Source organism: Psychroflexus maritimus (genome assembly GCF_011089875.1).
Classification (GTDB): Bacteria; Bacteroidota; Bacteroidia; order Flavobacteriales; family Flavobacteriaceae; genus Psychroflexus; species Psychroflexus maritimus.
Genome location: NZ_JAANAS010000036.1, coordinates 1 through 22255 on the forward strand (window position 1 = coordinate 1; position 22255 = coordinate 22255).

The window sequence follows — 22255 nt, forward strand, 5'->3', positions numbered from 1 at the left end:
TTCAATTTTTCAAATGATTAATTCTAAGATTGAATTCAAAATGACCCCATCGGGGTCGAATGTTAATAGAAAAAAATATAACCAAAAAACACCGACTTCGTAGGAGTCGAATAAGCCTCCCCCAGAAAATTTAAAAACAGCTCTGTGGTATTTTGGGCTAAAGCCCGTTTTTGAATTTGCATTTTATAAACGGGATAAATCCCGTTCCTATTGAATTTATAAAAAATTTACGCCGCCAAACAAAAAATCAATTCAATAGCCACCATTTTTAAACTAGGGTTAAATTTGAATCCAATAAAATATACGCCCCCTACAGGGTCGTTTTCAATGGGTATTGTAATATCTATAAACATCTGACTCCTATGAAGTCAGATACAACCAAAAAAAATTATATGGAAATTCAATAGCCCCCATTTTTAAATGAGGGTTAAAAATGATTAAGGTGTAATCGGCTTTAGCCAAATTTTTTTGCATTCAATTTTTCAAATGATTAATTCTAAGATTGAATTCAAAATGACCCCATCGGGGTCGAATGTTAATAGAAAAAAATATAACCAAAAAACACCGAATCCATAGGAATCGAATAAGCCTCCCCCAGATAATTTAAAAAAAGCTCTGTGGTATTTTGGGCTAAAGCCCGTTTTTGAATTTGCATTTTATAAACGGGATAAATCCCGTTCCTATTGAATTGATAAAAAATTTACGCCGCCAAACAAAAAATGAATTCAATAGCCCCTATTTTTAAATGGGGGTTAAAAAATAAACAAGCCTAGTATTCTTCGATTAAAATTCGATCTGAATAAAATTTATAGCTCAACATCTTGTAATACAATTTAGCTGCTAAAAAATCAGATGATTTTTCATCGGGGTTGGGGCATAATTCTACCAAGTCGAATCCAACAACGTTTTTCTTCTTAAAAATTAATTTTAGAAAATCTAAGGTTTCATACCAAAACAAGCCGCCAGGTTCGGGGGTTCCTGTAGAAGGTAAAATAGAAGGATCAAAAGCGTCTAAATCAATGGTTATAAATACATTAGGTGTCATTTGTCCAAGTGCGTCATCCATCCAATCTTCATATAAATCGTGGGCAAAATAAGTTCTTCCGTCGTCCATGTGTTCTACCTCAGAGGCATCCATAGAGCGGATTCCCACTTGAATCAAGTTGATGTTTTTGCTGGCTTCATGCAACGCACAAGCGTGATTGCATTGAGAACCTTCGTAGCTTGGTCGTAAATCGGCATGCGCATCAATATGAACTACAGTTAAATCCTCAAAACTTTCTGTAAAAGCACGAATACTTCCTATAGAAATGGAATGTTCACCGCCAAAAAGGGTAACAAACTTATCTTGATTAATGTAGTTTTTGGTAATTTTGTGAACGCTTTCAACCATTTTTTCTGGGGTTGAATTTTCTGAAACAGGAGGAGCTAAATACACTCCTTTTTTGTACACTTCAGATTTAGTCTCAATGTCATAGAGTTCCATGTTTTCTGAAGCTTCTAAAAAAGCATCAGGGCCTTTATCAGCTCCCTTTTGCCAGGTGCTAGTACCATCATAAGGTACAGGAATTAATACTACTTTTGCATCCTCAATATTAGCATATTTTGCAGGGATGCCAGCGTATGTGCGTTTAGTTGTCATAATAACCTAAAATGTTTAGTAAATCTTCGCTTTTTTGTTGTTCTCTAAATAATTGGGTATGCAGACTTCCGTCTTCATTTTTTTGAATTAAAATATGTTTTGGGGCTGGAATCAAGCAATGTTGTAACCCCCCGTAACCGCCAATAGTTTCTTGGTAAGCGCCTGTGTTGAAAAACCCAATATAAAGCGGATTTTCCTTTTCGTATTTGGGTAAATAAATGGCGTTCATGTGTTGTTCAGAATTGTAATAATCGTCACTATCACAGGTTAATCCGCCTAATAAAACTCTTTCATATTGATTGTTCCACCGATTTACCGCTAGCATGATAAAGCGTTTGCTAATGGCCCAAGAATCGGGTAATGTAGTAATAAAAGAGGAGTTAATCATGTTCCATTTTTCGCGATCATTTTGTTGTTTTTGGTACAAAACCTCATAAATAGCTCCTCCACTTTCGCCTACGGTAAAACTTCCAAATTCTGTAAAAATATGAGGAACGGGAACACCTTCTTCTTCACAAGTAAGCTTAATTTGATTAATGACTTCATCTACCATGTACTCATAATCATAAGTAAAATAAAGCGAATTTTTTATAGGAAATCCACCACCAATATTTAAGCTATCTAAACTTGGACATACTTTTTTTAAGCGTGTGTAAACGCGTAAACACTTCTGTAATTCGTTCCAGTAATAAGCGTTATCACGTATGCCTGTATTGATAAAAAAGTGTAGCATTTTTAATTCGACTTGATCATTATCTTTAATTTGATCTTCGTAGAATGGTACAATGTTTTTGTAGCCTATGCCTAATCTTGAGGTGTAAAATTCAAATTTTGGTTCTTCTTCAGAAGCAATTCTAATACCTATTTGAAAATCTTTATTAGTTTCCTTAGTAAGTAAATCTAGTTCTTCGTAATTATCAATTATAGGGATACATTTTTGATGTCCAGAATTGATTAATTCAGCTATATTATTGATGTATTTTTCGCGTTTAAACCCATTACAAATGACATAAGTTTCATCATTTATTTTTCCTGAATCCTTCAATTTATTAACAATATCAATATCAAAAGCTGAAGAGGTTTCAATATGGATATCATTTGTTAAAGCTTCGTCTAAGACGTGTTTAAAATGCGAAGATTTGGTGCAATAACAATAATGATAATCTCCTTTGTAGTTATGCTTTTCTATAGCAGAGTTAAACCAAGTTTTTGCCCGTTGTATATTGGTTGAAATTTTAGGTAAATAGGTAAATTTAAGTGGCGCTCCGTATGTTTTTATCAATTCCATGAGATTGATGTCATGAAATTGCAAAGCATTGTTTTTTAATTGAAACTCATCCTGAGGGAAATCATAGGTTTGTTCAATTAAGTCGATGTATTTTGTATTCATTCTACATTTAATTCAATAGCTAAATTACTTTTTTTTAATAAAGTTTAGCTTTTGAAGTGTTAAGTTTAAGTTGCTTATTTTCCTTGGTACTTATCATTTTTCCAGCTGCCATCAAATTTCACATTTCCATCTGGATCATAAAATACACCATTCCCATGGCGTTTATTGTTTTTAAAATCGCCTATATATTTTTCGCCACTTGGCCAATAATAGGTTCCTTTTCCAGTTCTCTCACCAGCTTGAAAGTCGCCCTCATATTTTTGGCCATCTTTCCATTCAAATTCACCAACGCCGTGGCGTTGGTTTTCTTTCCATTCACCTCTATAAATACTTCCGGTATCCCATATTCCAACACCGTTGCCATTAGCTTGGTCTTGTTTTGTTTCACCTAGGTATCTAATGGTGTTTCCGTTTGTGTTTTTAAAAGAAATTACTTTTACGGTTTCTTTAAGTTTGAGTAGTTCGTTTTTCTTCTTAAGCAGGTCTGTAAGACTATCAATTTTTCGTTGGTTAAATAATTCACTTTGTTTAATATTCAACGAAATACTATCTTTACTTGTATTAAGTGAATCTATTATTTTATCTTGTCTAACCAATTGGTTTCTTAAGTTTATTCTAGACAGTTCATTTTCTTTTTGGTCTTCAATTAAGTTTTTTACATACTCAATCCTGTTGCTAATCTCATCAATAAGCTTTTGCTCTTTAATGTCATTTTTTTGAAGTAAAGCCTTCAAATCTTCTAATGTACTTTGATAATTGTCTTCAAAAAGTAGTTGATTATCTAGTTTTCTTAAGCGGTTTATAAGTTGTAGTTCTTCTTCAAGCTCTTTAAATTGAAGCGTACTTATTAGTTCATCGTCAATATGGGTTTCCTCCTTAGAAAAGTAATCTTTAGTGTAGAGAAAAACAGCTATCACTAAGAGCACTAGGCTTATAAAAAATAAATTTCTGTAAACGCGTTTCTTTCTTTTCTCTGCTAAGCTCATTGAGTTAGTTTTTAGTCGTAAAAATTAGTTTCAGGTATTTTTTGGTCTCCTTTTCTTAGGTCAAGGTTGATATAGACATTAAATTTTAAAATCCAGCGTTCTTTATAAATATAACCACCTTCTTGTGTTTGTCCTGTAGTGTACATTAAACCAGTTGAATAGGTTGTTCTTGGACTCGCAATATAAGCAAAAGTTGGTAAAATCCTTAAATCTTCAACAGGATAGTCTGAAACTGTTTTTCCAGTTTGTAAAATCAACTCTACGTCTGGACTAAAATAGAATGCACCTGGTTGAAGTTGAGGCTTATTTAGTGGAATTTTCATTAAAAATTTATATCTCCACCGGTTTCTGAATCGCCAATCAGAATTCACATTAAAACCTCTACTCCAGCGATGTTCAAAACGGAATCTATGATAAATTCTAAAGCGTTCAAACGGCATGGTCCAAATGTATTCATGCCAAATACGTGGCTCTAAAATCATGCTGTCGAAGCCTTCTTCGGCATTGGGGTTAAAATCTAAACGCAAAACACCTCCTGCCGTTGCACTAAAGTTTTTTGTAGGGATAAATTTTATTCCATGGCGGTTATAAACTTGTGCCATGCTGCCCCAAAATGGGTATTTATCTGAAGCTTCTCTACGGTAATGTAATTCTGCGTGCCAGTACCATTTTTCACTGAGTCTAAATGTGCCGTAGGAGCCTAACCAGGCTAGGGTACTTTGCGGTTTTACCAGAGAAGCATCTGGATTCGAATTTTCTAAACCTTGACCAAATGCTGGCATGAAGCAGGCATAAACTACTGAAACAAATAAAAGTAAATAAAGCTTTTTTAAGGTCATCATTTTTAGTTTACTTCAATTTCTAAAATGGATAAAATTTCGTTTGGGTCTTTTTGCCTTTTTAGACTTTTTTCTATGCTTTTGGTATCTTCTTCTCTTAGTCTAATCATCTTATTGTAAAGCATTTCAAGATTTTTTCCTGCGCCTTCAATTTGATTGCATTCAAAGTTATTAGCTAAATTTTCAAACAGGTATGGTAAGGCGTATTTTTCATAGGCTTCATACAGGCGTTCTTTTACGCGTTCTTCCATTTCAACCATTAGTTGTGGATTAAAAGTAACACGGGTGTATTCATTTTCAATACGATTTACCTTGCGCTGGTAGTCGGCAAGAAAATCATATAATTTAAGGACTTCGTCAAAGCATTCTAAATAATAATCGATGACCTCTTTTTTCTCATTTAAAGGCGTATTTACGTAGGCTTTAAACTTAGTTTCAGCAAAATCTTGCGCAGTTTCATATAGTTTTTTATGAAACTCATTTTTATTTTTATCGGTGTTTTCGTCACTAAATAAAATTTGAATTTCATTTCTTTTTTCAAATAATTCCTCCTCAAGTTCGCTTATTTCCTCCTGCTTTTTAAGGTCGCCTAAAATTTCTTTTACTTCCTTATCTAATACTTTTAAGTTGTTTTTAATTTCTTTAAAAAACTGATGAGCTAAGTTTATATTAAATTCGTTTTGCTTTGGAACTTTTGGGAAGTTGTGCGTTGCCGAAAAAGATTCATCGTTAAATGAATAATTTACTTGGTTTGGAAACTTAAAGCTAGGCGCAAAACTCCTCATGAATTTTTCTCTTTCAAAGTAAACTAACGCGGGATGGGTTATTTTTTGAGTGATTTGTTGAAGCGTTTTTTTCTTTTCTCTATAGACTTCAAAAATTTGGTAGTATTTGTTCAGTGATTCAAAACTCAATTTTCCAATTTCAATTTGAGAATTACTAAAAAAGCCATCGATCAAGTCATTAATTTCTTGGTTATATTTTTCGATAGCTTCAAGCTTTTCTTCTTCATCTTTGCTGTAGTCAAATTTCCTTACCTTAAATTTAGCGGGTTCTATAATTTGATGGTCTGTAATCTTGTTCCAAATTTCAAAATCCTCATAGTATAAAAATGAAGCAATAGCTTTTTCAAGAAATTGATTGGTACGTTGAGTTACTTTTTTAATGTTTTCCAACTCACTGATGTCAACATCGTTGTCAAAACCAAAGTTGCTTAATTCAAAGATGTTAAAATAAGTAGCTAAAACATCAATTTCAACCCAGTTATCTTCATCTGAGTCTTGCGTTTTATCTATTCCTAAATGTTCAATGCTGTATTGTTTGTTGTCTAATTCAAAGTAATGCTCTTTAAAAACACCATTTTTATAAACTCTTATTTCTTCAACTTTCTGTTGATTAATTCGGTGTTCAATCACCCATTTTCCATCAGCTTCGCCTTTCTCATTAAAATTTGCTTTGAGGCTCAAGTCTTTTGATTTTGCTTTTAATTCATCCAGCATGCGAGCATCTTCAAACAAAACTTGACTAGAAAATAGGGTGTCAGAAGGTTTAGCGTTTTTAAACGTTTGTTCAATAACACTCCATTTACCTACCGCTTTTCCATCTTTAAAATTTGCTTCAGTTTTGTGTTCAAATCCTGTTGCGGGGTAACTAATTTCATAGTTGTTTACATGAATAGTATCTCCAAAAACTAGATTTTTTCTGCTAAAGTTCCATGGGCCTTCTTTTTTATTTTCAGAAAAAGCACCTTTGTAAACAAGGTGATTAACTATAGTGTCTTCTTTAAGTGCATATTCAAAAGAGAAATCTCCTATAAATTCTGGTTGATTTTTTGCTCCATCATATACATAAGTGGCAAACCCAGAAATACTATCAGTAAGCTTAAAACTTCCTGAAAAAGTTTCTTGGCAATAGGCTTCCCAACTAAAAAGTAAGAGAAGTAGAATTAGCTTTTTAAAATGAAACATAGTTCTTTAGTTTAAAATCTTAGACTCATGTATAATTGTAAAACTGAATGCCTTTGTTGACTTGTGTACTCTAAGTCCTCTTTTAAGACATCAATAAATCCATGCTGATATCTTAGGCCTACATTAAACCCCCATTCTGTAAGGTAACCCAAACTAAAAACCCCAGAGAAATCAATTGAATTATAATTATCAATTACATTTTTTTCTGTAAAATTAAAACCTAGGATTTCTTCTTGATTAGCTCTTACTAAAAAGCCAATTTGTGGTCCAGCGTTGATATATAATCCATCATTGAGGTAGTAATTTACTAAAACCGGAATATTTATATAATCTAAAGCCAAGGTATTGTCAAATTTAACTCCATCTTCATTCGTGCCTCTTCTTACATTTCCTAAACGATTGTAAATTAATTCTGATTGAAACCCCCATTGATTTTCCAATCGATATTCAATTTCAGCACCAAAGTGAAAAGTTGCTCTTGGGCTTACTTTAGATTCGTCCGTAATTAAATCGGCTACGTTTAAACCAAATTTAACTCCGTACTTGAAGCCTTCTTGCGCTTTGAGGCTAATTGAGTTAATTAGTAGAAGGAATAGAATTACCCCCTTAGTTAGTATAAAAAAATGCCTTTTAACCATGCAATAAATTTTAAACCATTCCTAAGTTAATTACTTCTTGTTTAGTTAAATATCTATAATGACCACGAGGTAAATTCTTTTTGTCTAAATTAGCAAAAACTACGCGGTCCATTTTGATGATTTCAAATCCATATTTCTTGAATATACGTTGCACTATATGGCTACGCTGACTTTTCAATTCAATACCTATAATGTGATGCGGTTTGTTTTCAATAAACGAAATCTCTTCAATAATTACTTTTTTACCTTCAATAAAAGGTCCTTTTTGAATTTCTTCTAAGAGCTCTTGGCTTAAGGGTTTATCTAATTCTAATTGATAAATTTGCTTGATTCCTTTTTTGTGGTTGGTTAATTTTTTAGAAAGCGTACCATCATTGGTAAATAATAAAAGACCTGTAGCACTAGTTTCTAACTTTCCTACAGGAGCAATTCTTGATTTGGAAGCACTAGCCACCAAATCCATTACTGTTTTGTTGTGCTGCTCGTAACTTCCGGTTACAAAAAAGCCTTTTGGTTTATTAAGAAGTACATACGCCTTGGGCTCTGGGCTAATTCTACGGCCATCAAAACGCACATCATCGTCTAGTTTTACTTTATACCCCATTTCAGTAACTGCTTTTCCATTAACAGTTACACTTCCTGCTTGAATATAGATGTCAGCATCTCTTCTAGAGCAAATTCCAGCATTTGAGATGTATTTGTTTAAACGCATACCCGCTTCAGGGTTTTTAAGCTGTTGGTCAACCTTAGATTGAGCAACTTCCTTCTTGCTAAATTTGGGTTTGTGTTTTTTGTTATTAGACTTCTTATTCATTTTAATTTTTTTGCAAATGTAAGGTTTTTTATAAAGATGTAGATGAACAAATGTTCAAGTTGTTAGGTGTAAAGTGCTTTCATTTCAAATACTTAAAAATTTTCATTAAAACAAGCTTTGCTTTTTAGAGAATTCAATTACTTTTAAGGCAAAATTTGAATTTACTTTTCTATGTCAAAAAATAATCGACTTTTCTTATTAGATGCTTACGCATTAATTTTTCGCGGGTATTACGCTTTTATAAAAAATCCTAGAATTAATTCTAAAGGCCAGGATACCTCAGCAATTATGGGATTTATGAATTCCTTGTTTGATGTAATTAAACGAGAAAAACCCAACCTTTTAGCCGTTTGTTTTGATAAAGGAGGCAGTCATGCTAGGACTGAAATGTATCAAGATTACAAAGCCAATAGAGACGAAACACCAAAAGCAATTAAAGAAGCCGTTCCTATTATTCAGGATATTTTAAAAGCTATGAAAATCCCTGTGGTTGAAGTAGCAGGCCTAGAAGCCGATGACATTATTGGAACCTTAGCTAAACAAGCTGAAAAAGAAGACTTTGAGGTCTATATGGTAACGCCCGATAAAGATTTTGCGCAATTGGTTTCTGAAAATATTTTTATGTACAAACCTTCGCGAATGGGCAACGGCATTGAAAAATGGGGTGTTGAAGAAGTTAAAGAAAAATTTGGTGTGGAACGCCCAGAGCAAGTTATTGACTACCTAGGGATGATGGGGGATGCTTCAGATAATATTCCTGGTTTACCAGGGGTAGGCAAAAAAACCGCCATGAAGTTCATTCAACAATTTGGAAGCATGGAGGCTTTGTTAGCAAATACCGACCAACTGAAAGGTAAAATGAAAGAAAAAGTTGAAGCCAATGCAGAATTGGGTAAACTTTCAAAAAAATTAGCTACCATATTTATTGATTGTGATGTGCAATTTGATGCAGAAGATTACCAATTGTCTCAACCCGATGCTGAAAAGGTAGTAGAAATTTTTAAAGATTTGGAATTTAGGCGATTGACCGAACAGTTTTTAAAAATGTTTAATTCGCCTGAAGAAGCTTCAAAAGAAGGAGAAACTATCACGTCTAAGAAAAAGGAAGCAGGCGCTGGTCAGTTTTCTTTATTTGGTAATGATGTTTCTAATGAAGATTTAGCAGCTTCCGATTTTCAAGGCTACAAAAATCTATCTAACACTCCTCATCATTATCAATTTGTAGATTCTTCCATAGGTATAGAACTACTTTTGGAGAAATTACTTCAACAAAAAGAAGTCTGTTTTGATACCGAAACAACGGCTTTAAAAACTCATAAAGCTGAATTAGTAGGCATTGCTTTTTCTTGGGAAAAGGGGACTGGGTATTATGTTCCTTTCCCTGAAAATCAAAATGATGCACAAAATTTAATCAAGCATTTAACACCTTTTTTTGAAGCTGAAAATATCCTCAAAATAGGGCAGAATTTAAAATACGATATTAAAGTTCTTGCTAACTATAACCTAGCAGTGAAAGGCCCTCTTTTTGATACCATGTTAGCGCATTATATCATTAATCCTGATATGCGCCATAACATGAATGTGCTGGCAGAAACTTACCTGAATTACCAACCTATGCCAATTGAAGATTTGATTGGTAAAAAAGGAAAAAACCAACAATCTATGCGTAGTGTGGAGCTTAAAAAAGCTACCGAATACGCTGTTGAAGATGCCGATATTACCTTCCAACTAAAGAAGTTTTTTGAAGAAGAGCTCAAGGAAGCTAGTAATGAACATTTGTATGGCGATTTAGAAATCCCATTGCTACGTGTTTTAGCAACTATGGAATTAGAGGGGATTAAAGTTGACAAAAAAATGCTGGGTGAACTTTCTGAAACTTTAGAAAAAGACATCAAAAATTTAGAGGCTAAGATTCATAAAGAAGCTGGCGAAGAATTCAATATAGGTTCGCCAAAGCAATTAGGTGAAATTCTCTTCGGAAAAATGAAAATTGCAGCCAAACCTAAGAAAACCAAATCAGGTCAGTTTTCTACTGCTGAAGATGTACTTTCTTATTACGCTCAAGATTATCCTATTGTTTCAAATGTATTAGAATGGCGTGGATTAAGTAAATTAAAAAGCACCTATGTTGATGCTTTGCCTAAACAAATCAACGAAAAAACAGGAAGAATTCATACCGAATTTATGCAGACTGTTGCAGCCACAGGTAGATTGAGTTCAAATAATCCAAACCTTCAAAATATTCCCATTAGAACTGAACGGGGGAGAGAGGTAAGAAAGGCTTTTGTTCCAAAAGATAAAAATCATACCTTACTTGCTGCCGATTACTCCCAGATTGAATTGCGAATTATTGCTGCTTTGAGCCAGGAGGAAAATATGATTCAAGCTTTTAAAAACGGCGAAGATATTCACGCTTCTACGGCTTCAAAAGTATTTAACGTTCCCTTAGAAGAAGTTACAAGAGAGCAGAGAAGTAATGCTAAAACGGTCAATTTTGGTATTATTTATGGTGTTTCTGCCTTCGGTTTAAGCAATCAGACAAGTTTGAACCGCAATGAAGCAAAAGAACTCATCGAAACCTATTACAAAACCTACCCAAAGTTGAAAGATTATATGGATGAGCAAATTGCTTTTGCGCGCGAAGAAGGTTATGTAAAAACGGTGTTAGGAAGAAGACGCTACTTAAAAGACATTAATGCCAGAAATCACGTAGTGAAAAATGCTGCTGAACGAAATGCTGTTAATGCTCCTATTCAAGGTAGTGCAGCCGATATTATTAAGGTTGCTATGATTAAAATTCACGAGAAAATGCAAGAAAAAGATTTCCAGTCAAAAATGCTCCTTCAGGTGCATGATGAATTGATTTTTGATGCGCATTTAGACGAATTAGATGAACTCAAAGCTATGATTAAAGAGGAAATGGAAAATGCTCATCATTTAGAGGTACCATTAACTGTTGACATGGGAACAGGAGATAATTGGTTGCAAGCTCATTAAGTTTTAGTGTTAATGAATTTAAAAACTTAGTTTTATTATTTTAAAACCTAAGTGATTTATTAGTAAATTTACTTACCCAATTTTTTTAGAAAAATCGGTGTTTTTATTAGCTTAAAATTAAACCATACCTATACCTTATAAATAACTTAGAATGAGTAAACCTATTACCGAATTCATTGAAAAGTATTTTTTACATTTCAATGCGGCAAGCTTAGTAGATGCAGCAAAAGCCTACAAAGCGCAACTACAACAAGGCAATAAAATGTTAGTTTCTCTTGCAGGAGCCATGAGTACAGCCGAATTAGGAAAGATTTTTGCTGAAATGATTCGCCAAGATAAAGTACATATCGTTTCTTGTACCGGCGCCAACCTAGAGGAAGATGTTATGAATCTAGTGGCTCACAGTCATTATAAGCGTGTACCTGAATACCGTGATTTGACTCCGCAAGACGAATGGAATTTACTAGAAAAGGGATTAAACCGAGTAACAGATACTTGTATTCCTGAAGAAGAAGCTTTTAGAAGAATTCAAAAGCATATTGTTAAAATTTGGAAAGATGCGGAAGCTAAAGGAGAGCGTTATTTTCCTCATGAATACCTTTATAAGCTATTGCTTTCTGGCGTGCTTGAAGAGCATTATGAAATTGATTTAAAAGATTCATGGATGTACGCAGCGGCTGAAAAAAATTTACCTATAGTAGTTCCTGGCTGGGAAGATTCAACGCTAGGAAATATTTTTGCCAGTTATGTGCTTAAAGGAGAATTGAAGGCTTCAACCATGAAATCAGGTATTGAATACATGACTTTTTTAGCTGATTGGTACACCGACAATACCACAGTAGAAAAGGGGATAGGCTTTTTCCAAATTGGTGGAGGTATTGCAGGAGATTTTCCAATTTGTGTTGTGCCTATGCTCTACCAAGATATGGAAAGAACAACCACCCCATTTTGGAGTTACTTTTGCCAAATATCAGACTCAACTACAAGTTATGGATCTTATTCAGGAGCTGTTCCTAATGAGAAAATTACGTGGGGTAAATTAGCTATTAATACGCCAAAATTTATCATAGAAAGTGATGCCACTATTGTTGCTCCATTGGTTTTTGCTTATTTACTTGAAATGTAAATCGCTTTTTCTTATTGTGCAGTTTTTACCTTCAATAATTAAAATTAATGGAATTAGCTTTAGTTACTTAAAGAACTAGGTAGTGTCAAAATTATTCTTAACAACGAAATAGTTTTGTACTTGAGTCCTAATTAAATGCTTCTAAGTATATAAAGTAGTTACCTAACTAAAATTTACTTTTAAATAATTGGTGTTACAACGCAACAAATCATCTAATTTTCAACTAATTTTGCCTTTTATTTTTGTAAATGGAAAATACAATTTTTGAGGATATACCATTTAAGGAGGATCCACTTTATGAACAAGTGATTAGCGATTTGCTCAATCAAAAGTACGCTGTTGTTGAAGGTTTTTTTGATTCAAATTTAGTACTCAAGCTCCGTGAAATTTTGCTTGAGAAGGAAGCAGAAAACGAACTTAAAAAAGCAGCCATTGGAAACAAAACTAATCAATTAATAGATCGTGAAGTTAGAGGTGATTATATTCAATGGATTGATCAAAATCAAGCTAATTTAATAGAAGAAATTTTTTTTGAAACTATTCAAAATTTTATTGAATACCTTAATAAAACCTGTTTTATGGGCATTTTACACAAGGAGTTTCATTATGCAATTTATCCAGAAGGCACTTTTTATGAGAGACATCTAGATACCTTTAAAAATGATGACCGCAGAATTTTATCTATGGTCTTATATTTAAATGATGAATCTTGGACGATTGATAAAAACGGAGGCGAATTAGTTATTTACACAACTGAAAATAAAAGTTTGAGTCTCACTCCTTACCCAGGAAGGTTGGTGATTTTTGAAAGTCAGTTTTTAGAACACGAAGTTAAACCAGTAAAAGAAGGACAACGATTAAGTATTACAGGCTGGTTAAAAACACGATAATGTCAATAAAAAAGTCCTGAATTTGAAAAATTCAGGACTTTTATTTATCTAACTAGAACCTCCTTAAGCCAGCATAGTTACTGGGTTTTCTAAGTAAGTTTTTAAGGTTTGTAAAAATTCAGCGCCTGTAGCTCCATCAACGGTACGGTGGTCACAAGCTAAGGTCAATTTCATGGTATGACCAACCACAATCTCACCCGCTCTTACCACAGGTTTTTGAACTATTGCGCCTACCGATAAAATACAAGAATTTGGCTGATTAATAATACTAGTAAAATCAGTAATTCCATACATGCCTAGGTTAGAAACCGTAAACGTGCTACCTTCCATTTCTTGTGGTTGTATTTTTTTGTTTCTGGCTTTTCCTGCCAAGGACTTTACATTTCCACCAATTTGGGTTAAGGTTTGTTGATCGGCAAACTTTAGTACCGGCACAACTAAACCTTCCTCTACTGCAACAGCTACTCCAATATGGATGTGCTTAGCGTAACGCATTACATCATCTTTCCATTGGGTATTGACTTGAGGATGCTTTCTCAAGGCCATTGCCGAAGCTTTGATTACTAAATCGTTGAACGAAATTTTAACCTCAGGCATCTCATTAATTTGTTTCCTTGAAGCCATGGCATGATCCATATTCACTTCAATATTTAGATAGTAATGAGGAGCATTATTTTTCGACTCTAATAGGCGCTTAGCAATAGTCTTTCGCATTTGTGAATTCTTCACTTCTTCAAACTGCTCTTCGCCAACCGGTTCATAAGTTGGTGCAGCTTGTGGCGCTTCTGCTTTACTTTCTGAAGTTGTACTTGATTCTTTTTCACTTTTCGCCTCTTCTTTGGCTGGTGTGTAAGACTCAATATCTTTCTTAATAATTCTCCCATTTTCTCCAGAACCACTCACTTTACTTAGGTCAATGCCCTTGTCCTCTGCCATTTTTTTAGCCAAAGGCGAAGCAAAAATACGTTCTCCTGAAGAAGTGGTTTGTTTACTTGAAGAGGTTTCTTCTGAAGTGCTTTTAGTTTCTTTTTCTTCAGTGCTTTCTTTCACTTCTTTAGCTGACTTCCCTGAGGAAGAACTTCCGCCAGATTTTAAGCTTTGAAGTACCGCATCAACGTCTGTGCCTTTTGGGCCAATAATGGCTAAAAGTTCATCAACTGGAGCAGACTCACCTTCGTCAATACCAATGTGAAGTAACACACCCGCATGAAAAGACTCAAACTCCATGGTTGCTTTATCGGTCTCAATTTCGGCTAAAATGTCACCTTCTTCAACTTCATCACCTTCTTTTTTCAACCAAGAAGCCACCGTGCCTTCTTCCATAGTGTCACTAAGTCTAGGCATGGTAACTACCTCTACATCATCTGGAATTTCTACACCTTCAGCGTCTTCATCTTCGGTTGTTTCAGCAGTATCTTTAGCGTCTTTTTCTTCCTTGTTTTCTTTTTTGTCTTCAGATTTACTAGCTGAAGCATCTCCATTAATTAAATCGCTAATGTCTTCCCCTTCTTCACCAATAATAGCTAACAGCGAATCAACCGGAGCGCCTTCTCCTTCTTCAATGCCAATATGAAGTAGTATTCCCTCATGAAAAGATTCAAACTCCATGGTGGCTTTATCGGTTTCAATTTCAGCTAAAATATCACCTTCTTCTATTTTATCACCCTTTTGTTTCAGCCACTTAGCTACCACTCCTTCTTCCATGGTATCACTAAGTCTTGGCATATTAATTACTTCTGCCATAGTTTATAATTTATGAGGAATAAATGGATAATCTTCTTGTTCGTAAACCACGTCGTACATCACATTAAGCTCGGGGAAGTCAGATTCATCGGCAAACTTCTCACATTCTTTAACACGACTTTTAACGCGTTTGTCAATTTCTTTTATGTCATCTTCAGAAGCGTATTTTTTATCTAAAATTTCTTCTTTTACTTGTGTAATTGGGTCAATTTTTTGGTACTCTTCAACTTCGTCTTTAGTTCTGTATTTTTGAGCATCAGACATAGAGTGCCCTCTGTAACGGTAGGTTTTTAAATCTAAGAAAGTTGGGCCACCACCAGAACGCGCACGTTCAATAGCTTCATCTAGCGCTTCGGCAACTTTTACGGGATTCATGGCATCTACGGGGCCACATGGCATTTCGTAACCTAAACCTAATTTCCAAATATCTTCGTGATTGGATGTTCTTTTTACTGAAGTTCCCATGGCATAACCATTGTTTTCAACACAGAAAACTACAGGTAAATTCCATGCCATAGCCATATTAAAAGTTTCGTGTAAAGAACCCTGTCTTGCGGCACCGTCACCCATGAAACACAAGGTTACATTATCTCTTTTGAAGTATTTGTCTGCAAAAGCTAAACCAGCACCCAATGGAATTTGACCACCTACAATACCATGGCCACCATAAAATCGGTGTTCTTTAGAAAAAATGTGCATAGAACCTCCTAAACCTTTTGAAGTTCCTGTACCTTTTCCATACAATTCGGCCATTACCTTTTTTGGGTCAACGCCCATACCAATAGGCTGCACGTGGTTTCTATAGGCGGTTATCATACGGTCTTTTTCTAAATCCATAGCATGTAAAGCGCCAGCTAAAATGGCTTCTTGCCCATTATACAAATGCAAGAAACCTCTTACTTTTTGTTGAATATAAACCTGTGCTAACTTGTCCTCAAACTTTCTCCAGAACAACATCTCTTCGTACCAATTAAGGTAAGTTTTTTTGGTGATCTTCTTCATTTTATCCAATCATTTTATTTATCATAAATACTTCAGCTAGTACTTGCTAACTAAAGCGAAAACGAAATTTTCTCCTAGAAAAAATCGAATTACAAATGTAGTATTTTATGATTGATAAAAAAATGGCTTTTTGAAATATAATTGCAGCTTTACAACGAAAAGCTTATAGTTGGTTTTTTCTAAGCTAATTTATAACCTGAGTTCGACTATTCTCTCTTTGTTAAAACAGAACATACTTACTTATTTTGACTTTGTGATTATAATTGAACTCAGGTTTATACCTACTTACTTATTCATCAAATGAAACTAGATTACTGCATTCTGTTAACGGATATTTTATAAGAAGAAAAAAGTATTACCGAATTCTACGGGCAAGCTATTTTTCTTATTGCCATTTCATACAATAAATACGATTAATAATTAAACGGCTTTTACTTTTCTGACGACAGAATATTAGCAAGAATAAATCGGGGAAAAAATAAAAACTAGTGAGGTAAGTTGAAGACTTTATTTTAAAAAGTTTCTGTCGAATGCTAAGGGAAGTAAATGCAAGAGCGAACTTACTTTACATACTTTTCCTTCTTGTGCCATAAAATAAATTTCTATGGGGTGGTTTTGCTTTTGTTCATACTCGGCAACAGCTTGTCTGCAAGCTCCACAAGGAGGTACAGGCAGTGTGTTTTTAACATTTCTCGGACCAGCTGTTAAGGCAATAGACCTAATTTTAACCCCTGGATAATTAGCGCCTGCAGCGTAAATAGCTGTGCGTTCTGCGCAAAGTCCGGAAGGGTAGGAGGCATTTTCTTGGTTATTTCCTGTAACTATTACTCCGTTTTCAAGAGAAATGGCTGCTCCTACTAGAAAGTTAGAATAAGGAGCATAAGCTTTTAACCTTGCCCTTTTAGCTTCTTGCATTAAAGTTTGAACAGCTTCAGGTAGTTCTTCTACACCATCATAAACCTCGAATTCCGTAAGTATTTTCTCTTTCTTCATAGGTTAGAATTCTACATATCTATTTTCGCCTAGATTGAATGATATAGAGAAACGCAATGTTCCTTCTAATGGGTTTTGCACGCCTTGTGCTGTAGAAAATAAATAAGAAGCATCGATTACTACCGAAGTATATTTAAATCCAAATCCTATAGTGGCGTATTGTCTAAAGCCTTTTTCTGGATGCTCGTAAAAATATCCAGCGCGAAGTGCAAAAGCATCTTCGTACCAATATTCGGTGGCAATAGACCAAGTAATTTCCCTGAAAGTTTCAGAAAAACCATCAGGAGCACTTGTCCATGAGGTGAAAATAGCAGCGTATTCATTTTGGGATAAATAATCTTGTCTAAGTCTTTCAATTTCGGCTTGTTCTTCTGGTGTTGGAGGGCTTGATGTTTCAGGGAATTCAGGTGGAGTAGGAACTAATAATTTATTAGCCTCTACATAAACCCCTAAACGGTTGGAAGTATCAAAGATAAAATCAAATCCACCACCCGCTCTAAACATAGTTGGAATAAAATTATCAAATCCACCATCGTCATAAGAAATTTTTGGCCCTATATTGTCTATGGCAAAACCAGCTCGCCATCTTCCAGCCATATTAATATTGTCGTAAAATTTTTCTTTAGAGCGATAAAAACCATGTATTCCAGCAGCAAATGAGTTAGCGGCCTGAGCACTTCCTAATCCAGATGGAATTCTAAAGTCAGATCTTATATACTTTCCAGTAACCGACATGGCAAAAGTTTCACTTAAACGAAGTGAATAACTTAAATCTACGGCAAATTCATTGGGCTCTACTGGACGCCCTATATCCTCTGCTGTTTGTCTTAAGTTAACTTCACCTAATCCAAAATATCTAAGTGAAGCCGAAAAGGATCCTCTTTCGTTAATTCGATTGTAGTAGGTAAGTGTTCCTAAGTTAATATCGTCTGCTAATTCGCGTAAATAAGGAGTGTAACCAAAACCTATCCCCTGTTTATTTTCGGAAAAAGCATATTTTGCGGGATTCCATTGCTGCGAATAAACATCTACAGGGGTTGCTACTCCCATATCTCCCATACCAGAAGCTCTAGCATCAGCAGGAATTAGTAAAAAAGGGACTCCAGTAATAATAGGTCTTTGTTCATTTTGAGCTTTTGCCTGAAATAGACCAATGATGACCAAGCAAAGGCTTAAATATTTTGATGTTTTCATTTTATAATTTTTGCTTTCTTAAAACGCTTTGGTTAATAAGAAATTGTTTTATTATTTAAAGAATTGACAAATATAGAATTTATATTCAACTACAAAATAACAAGTTTCTCGTATTTTTCTGCTTTTTTATTAGTTAAGGTAGAGCGAACGACTAATTTATAGACATACACTCCTTTTCCTATTCGATTCCCAAAATCGTCTCTTCCATCCCAAGTAATGTCTCTAGATAAAAATCCGTCGGTATTAATGATTTGATTTTCTGTCCACACTACTTTACCAGTCACAGTAAAAACCTGAACCATAACTTCCAATGGTTCAAATGGCCTGTTGTGATTAAACCAAAATTCGGTATAATCAGTAAAAGGATTAGGGTAATTCAACACGCGAGTTAGCTGTATTTCATCTTCACTAGTTACCATGAAAGTGATTTCTGAGGTAGAAGAATTGTTGTACGTATCCCAAGCTCTAAACCTCAAGGTGTGTAAACCTTCTTCTAAATCTCTAATTGGAAAATAAACCGTTCCGCTGGTAAAGTCGTCTTGATCAGATTTGTAATAATCATTAAGGATAAATGGATTTTCATCATCTTCATCTAATATAGCTACAATATCATGCCCGATACCACCTGCCGTATTAATACCGCTTTCGTCATTTAATTTGGCAAGTAAAAACGGGTTGTTATTGGTGATTCCTCCATCAACAAAATTTTCATCATTCATGAATAATTCAATCATTGGGCCTTGTGTATCTTCTGGAGCATCTTCATCAATACTACCAATTAGCAGGTCTGTGTTATAGCCAGAATGATGTTGAGTTTCACTTTCTTTCAGTGCATAAAGGCTTATTCTTCCAGAATCTACAGGAATTTGTGTGTTTTGAGGTAGAATAAATTCAAATTCAAATTCACCTTGATTAACACTAGCCTGACCTCGAAAGAGTGTTTCGCCTAAAGTGGTAAAATCCAAAATTAAATTTGAAATGTCGTTTCCTAAGGTTTGCCGGTCAATACGTTTGTCGAAAATAGTAGCAGTTAAGGCTCCATTGAAACTAGTATTGACTTGATTATTAGGTAAGATAACTTGACCTTTAAGTTTGTTTTTGCTTAATGCCTTGAGTGTGTCGGTGGCTTGCTCTAGAGGTACACCGTTAAGTTCGGTTAGTTGGATACCGGGCCTTGCAAAAGGCAAATTTAATGCAGGATCGCCCAATAAGTGAACCACTCTTTTACCATCAGTAGAAAGTTCATTTTTAGTTCTTGTAACTGCCTCTCCTATAGTTAAAAACTCGTCATTGTAATCATAAATAAATGGAGCAAGTTCTTTGTTAAATCGTATTCCATCACTTACAAAAATAGCTCTAGTGGTGGTAATCATGCTAATTGGTCCACCATTTTGGTTTAGGTAAGTTAATTCTCCAGCGGAAACTAATAAGGGATTATCGTACTTGGTGAATTCACAAGTTACGGTAACAAAAATATTAAATCGGTCAGGATTACTCCAATTTTCAACATTATCTCTAGTTACAATACGTTCTTGAGCTAATCCATTTTCGCCCCCATGACCAAAATAATTCATCACTGCTACTCCAAGTTCTACACGTTTGGTGATGGCCTCATTTACTTCTGGATAACGATCACCACCGGCCGATGAAATTTGTTGGAAAGCATCCGTATGAATTTTGCGCACATTGATTTCAGGTTTTTTGACAGAAATACTATCTCCAAGGCGGTCTAATTCACGTTGAATAGAATTAAACTCCCAGGATTCATCTACATCGTCAGAAACTAACAAAATATCATTTCTCCAACTAGCATAGGCTTCTCTAGATTCATAATCTTTAATTTTATTAATCATCTGCATGGCTTGTTGAGGGCTATCTGCTAAAATTCTTCCAATGTTAATGTCCATTAGTTCACTATTTGCCATCACACCTTCGTTAGGATCCATCATGGTGTAAAAGTCATCAGACATAAAACCTCTTGAGGTGGTGCTAAAACTTTGTAATGTATGGTAAGTAGGAACCAAATTATTGTTTCCTTCCATTCGATCTTTGTAATCTATTGAGGTAGAACCAAGAATAGCAACATATTTAATGCGATTATCTTCATTAGATGCATTGTAATAAATATACCTAATAAAATTTCTAATGGCTGCAATTTCTTGTCGTCCAGAGCTAAATTCATTGTAAATTTGATCGGTGGTAACTACCCGCGTTTTTAGTCCAAAATTTGCTCTAAAGTTAGCTAAATCTTCAGCTTGAGCTTGGAGATTAGGATGAGTAATAACCAAATAATCGATATCCTCAGTCTGACCTACTTGATTTCTGAAAACACTTTGTTTTAAGTTTTGATTTTTAACCTCTTTTTTGCTTTGGTCAATTCTTGGAGAATAGTAATCGGAAGGGTCAACAATTCTGTATTTTTTTGATTCCCCAAGATTGGCTTTAAACGAGAAATTGTTGCTGTTGTTGGTGTTTGTGTAACGAGTAACCTCATGCAGGTTAGTGATGTCCCAAACGGCATCTACTTGAGAAGAATTAGCGAGTTGATATTCGCCAATTCCACTAAGTAAAGCTACTTCTTCATTTTGAAATTCAAATTGTTCACCCGTAGCCACTAAGTTTCTTGTAGCCTGGATATTGATGTAGTCAAGGTGAGCTCTTGCGGCTGGGTTGCCAGCTTTATTGTAAGTTAAGCTAACACTTACTTCGTCGTTACTTAGGGAGAGGTTGTTATCTGTAAATTCAGAACCATTAGAGGGCGTGTTGTTTCCTATTCTAGTCATGGAAAAATTCCCTATAAAATCACCATCCACTACAATATTCATGGATGAATTTTGTGTAGAAATAGCCCCTGCAGCAACTTCAATTCTTGCTTTTTCTGAAGTAACTAAATTAGGAAAGCTAAAGTTGAAGCTACGTTCAGTAACGATATCAAATCGATCACCAAACCAACGTCTTCCAACAAGTGACAAAGAAACTTCGTCTATTTCATGGAATTGCTCATCTTGAAAAGTACTTATTGTATGGTTGGCAGAATTAGGAGGTTGCTGAGCTTCAGGAATACGTTTGCCTGCTCCGCCATCAACCGTAATGTAGTAAAACACCTCATCGGCATAGGGGTTAATATGGCTTTTATTGGTAGAGTTAAATTTATTCACAGAAGATTCTGCATAAAATAGGATTTCATCACCCTCATCAAAACTTCCATTAATTCCTGCATTAACAAGAATTGGAATTTCAGGTAAATCAAAATAAGAAGCCGGTGTTTCAGAGTTTCTTAAAGGTAATGATTGCCCACCGTGACCGTAAATTTTTATGGTATTAGGATTAATCTGATTTGGTTTAAAACCCAAATCACTTAAAAATTTTTTATCAATACGTTGTATTCCTGTTTGGTCAACGATAAACTTATAGAATTTTCCAGAAGCCAGTTTTGAATTGAGGTTTTGAGGCACTTCTTCTGTAGAAAAAGTAGAGGTAGGGATTCTATTAGTTAGAGGGGTAAGTTCAAATGAAGTAACGCGTTGAACTTGGCCATTTCTTTTAATTAGCAAATTAAACTGGACTAAGGTCTTAGAATCTCCACGCGCAGAAGAGTTAACAACTTCAAGTGTGGTGGTTTCTGGAAGTTGGTCAGTGTCAATCAAGGCTAGGTGATTGTTAACTCTTTGGTAAGAGATATTAGTAATTTCAAAGTTTTGAACACCTTCAATCCAGGTAGAATAATAGATTTGTTGGTTTACATCATCATAATTAAACTCTTTTCCTTCAAAGCCAATTATTTTATATTCGTCTTTTGGCGAAGTAGATAAGATTAGTGGGTCTTTCCATTCAATTTCAATTCTTTTCTGCTGTGCCAAAACATTTAATTGAAACACAATGAAAAAAAAACAGGCAATTTTAACTCTCATAAGCTTGCTTTATATTTTACTTCACATATATTTGTAACGCATTTGATGCATAAGTATTATTAAGTTTTCAAAAATACTTTATTTTTTACTTTTAAGTTTATTTTGAGAAAAGTAAAAATAAAA

At 34.6% G+C, this 22255-nt stretch carries 15 protein-coding genes; 3 read left to right on the top strand and 12 right to left on the bottom strand.

Features of this window, described 5'->3' with window-relative positions; genetic code table 11:
• Positions 1–769: 769 nt before the first annotated feature.
• The 7 genes from speB to G7034_RS03750 all read right to left on the bottom strand — a co-directional run bounded on the left by speB (position 770) and on the right by G7034_RS03750 (position 8276).
• Positions 770–1642: an agmatinase gene (speB, locus tag G7034_RS03720; protein WP_166399623.1), complete on the bottom strand. Its 873-nt coding sequence runs from the start codon at positions 1640–1642 to the stop codon at positions 770–772.
• Positions 1632–3032, bottom strand: a complete 1401-nt coding sequence (locus G7034_RS03725) for an arginine decarboxylase (RefSeq protein ID WP_166399624.1) — start codon at positions 3030–3032, stop codon at positions 1632–1634. The genes speB and G7034_RS03725 overlap by 11 nt, the downstream gene beginning before the upstream one ends.
• A 74-nt stretch (positions 3033–3106) precedes the next feature.
• Positions 3107–4018 carry an MORN repeat-containing protein gene (locus G7034_RS03730; RefSeq protein ID WP_166399625.1) on the bottom strand — a complete coding sequence of 304 codons (912 nt, stop codon included), beginning with the start codon at positions 4016–4018 and terminating at the stop codon, positions 3107–3109.
• 11 nt (positions 4019–4029) lie between these two features.
• On the bottom strand, positions 4030–4860 hold the full coding sequence (locus G7034_RS03735) for a DUF2490 domain-containing protein (protein ID WP_166399626.1): 831 nt from the start codon (positions 4858–4860) through the stop codon (positions 4030–4032).
• A gap of 2 nt (positions 4861–4862) precedes the next feature.
• A complete protein-coding gene (locus tag G7034_RS03740) occupies positions 4863–6824 on the bottom strand; it encodes a hypothetical protein (RefSeq protein ID WP_166399627.1) in 1962 nt (653 codons plus the stop codon).
• A gap of 11 nt (positions 6825–6835) precedes the next feature.
• Complete coding sequence (locus G7034_RS03745) at positions 6836–7462, bottom strand: porin family protein (protein WP_166399628.1); 627 nt, start codon at positions 7460–7462, stop codon at positions 6836–6838.
• 10 nt (positions 7463–7472) lie between these two features.
• Positions 7473–8276: a pseudouridine synthase gene (locus tag G7034_RS03750; protein WP_166399629.1), complete on the bottom strand. Its 804-nt coding sequence runs from the start codon at positions 8274–8276 to the stop codon at positions 7473–7475.
• A 171-nt stretch (positions 8277–8447) separates the two neighbouring features.
• Between G7034_RS03750 and polA the strand changes: the two genes are divergently transcribed.
• The 3 genes from polA to G7034_RS03765 all read left to right on the top strand — a co-directional run bounded on the left by polA (position 8448) and on the right by G7034_RS03765 (position 13289).
• A complete protein-coding gene (polA, locus tag G7034_RS03755; protein WP_166399630.1) occupies positions 8448–11273 on the top strand; it encodes a DNA polymerase I in 2826 nt (941 codons plus the stop codon).
• A gap of 151 nt (positions 11274–11424) precedes the next feature.
• Positions 11425–12399: a deoxyhypusine synthase family protein gene (locus tag G7034_RS03760; protein ID WP_166399631.1), complete on the top strand. Its 975-nt coding sequence runs from the start codon at positions 11425–11427 to the stop codon at positions 12397–12399.
• 248 nt (positions 12400–12647) lie between these two features.
• The gene (locus G7034_RS03765) at positions 12648–13289 is read left to right on the top strand and encodes a 2OG-Fe(II) oxygenase (protein ID WP_166399632.1); all 642 of its coding nucleotides are present in this window, start codon (positions 12648–12650) and stop codon (positions 13287–13289) included.
• A 63-nt stretch (positions 13290–13352) separates the two neighbouring features.
• Here G7034_RS03765 and G7034_RS03770 read toward each other — a convergent pair whose 3' ends face one another.
• From G7034_RS03770 to porU, 5 genes are all read right to left on the bottom strand, one after another.
• Positions 13353–15032, bottom strand: coding sequence for a pyruvate dehydrogenase complex dihydrolipoamide acetyltransferase (locus tag G7034_RS03770; protein ID WP_166399633.1), 1680 nt, complete (start codon positions 15030–15032; stop codon positions 13353–13355).
• Positions 15033–15035: 3 nt separating this feature from the next.
• Complete coding sequence (pdhA, locus tag G7034_RS03775) at positions 15036–16034, bottom strand: pyruvate dehydrogenase (acetyl-transferring) E1 component subunit alpha (protein ID WP_166399634.1); 999 nt, start codon at positions 16032–16034, stop codon at positions 15036–15038.
• Between the two features lie 507 nt (positions 16035–16541).
• Positions 16542–17027, bottom strand: a complete 486-nt coding sequence (gene cdd, locus G7034_RS03780; RefSeq protein WP_166399635.1) for a cytidine deaminase — start codon at positions 17025–17027, stop codon at positions 16542–16544.
• A 3-nt stretch (positions 17028–17030) separates the two neighbouring features.
• The gene (gene porV, locus G7034_RS03785; RefSeq protein WP_166399636.1) at positions 17031–18221 is read right to left on the bottom strand and encodes a type IX secretion system outer membrane channel protein PorV; all 1191 of its coding nucleotides are present in this window, start codon (positions 18219–18221) and stop codon (positions 17031–17033) included.
• Between the two features lie 89 nt (positions 18222–18310).
• Positions 18311–22132, bottom strand: coding sequence for a type IX secretion system sortase PorU (porU, locus tag G7034_RS03790; RefSeq protein ID WP_166399637.1), 3822 nt, complete (start codon positions 22130–22132; stop codon positions 18311–18313).
• Positions 22133–22255 lie beyond the last annotated feature (123 nt).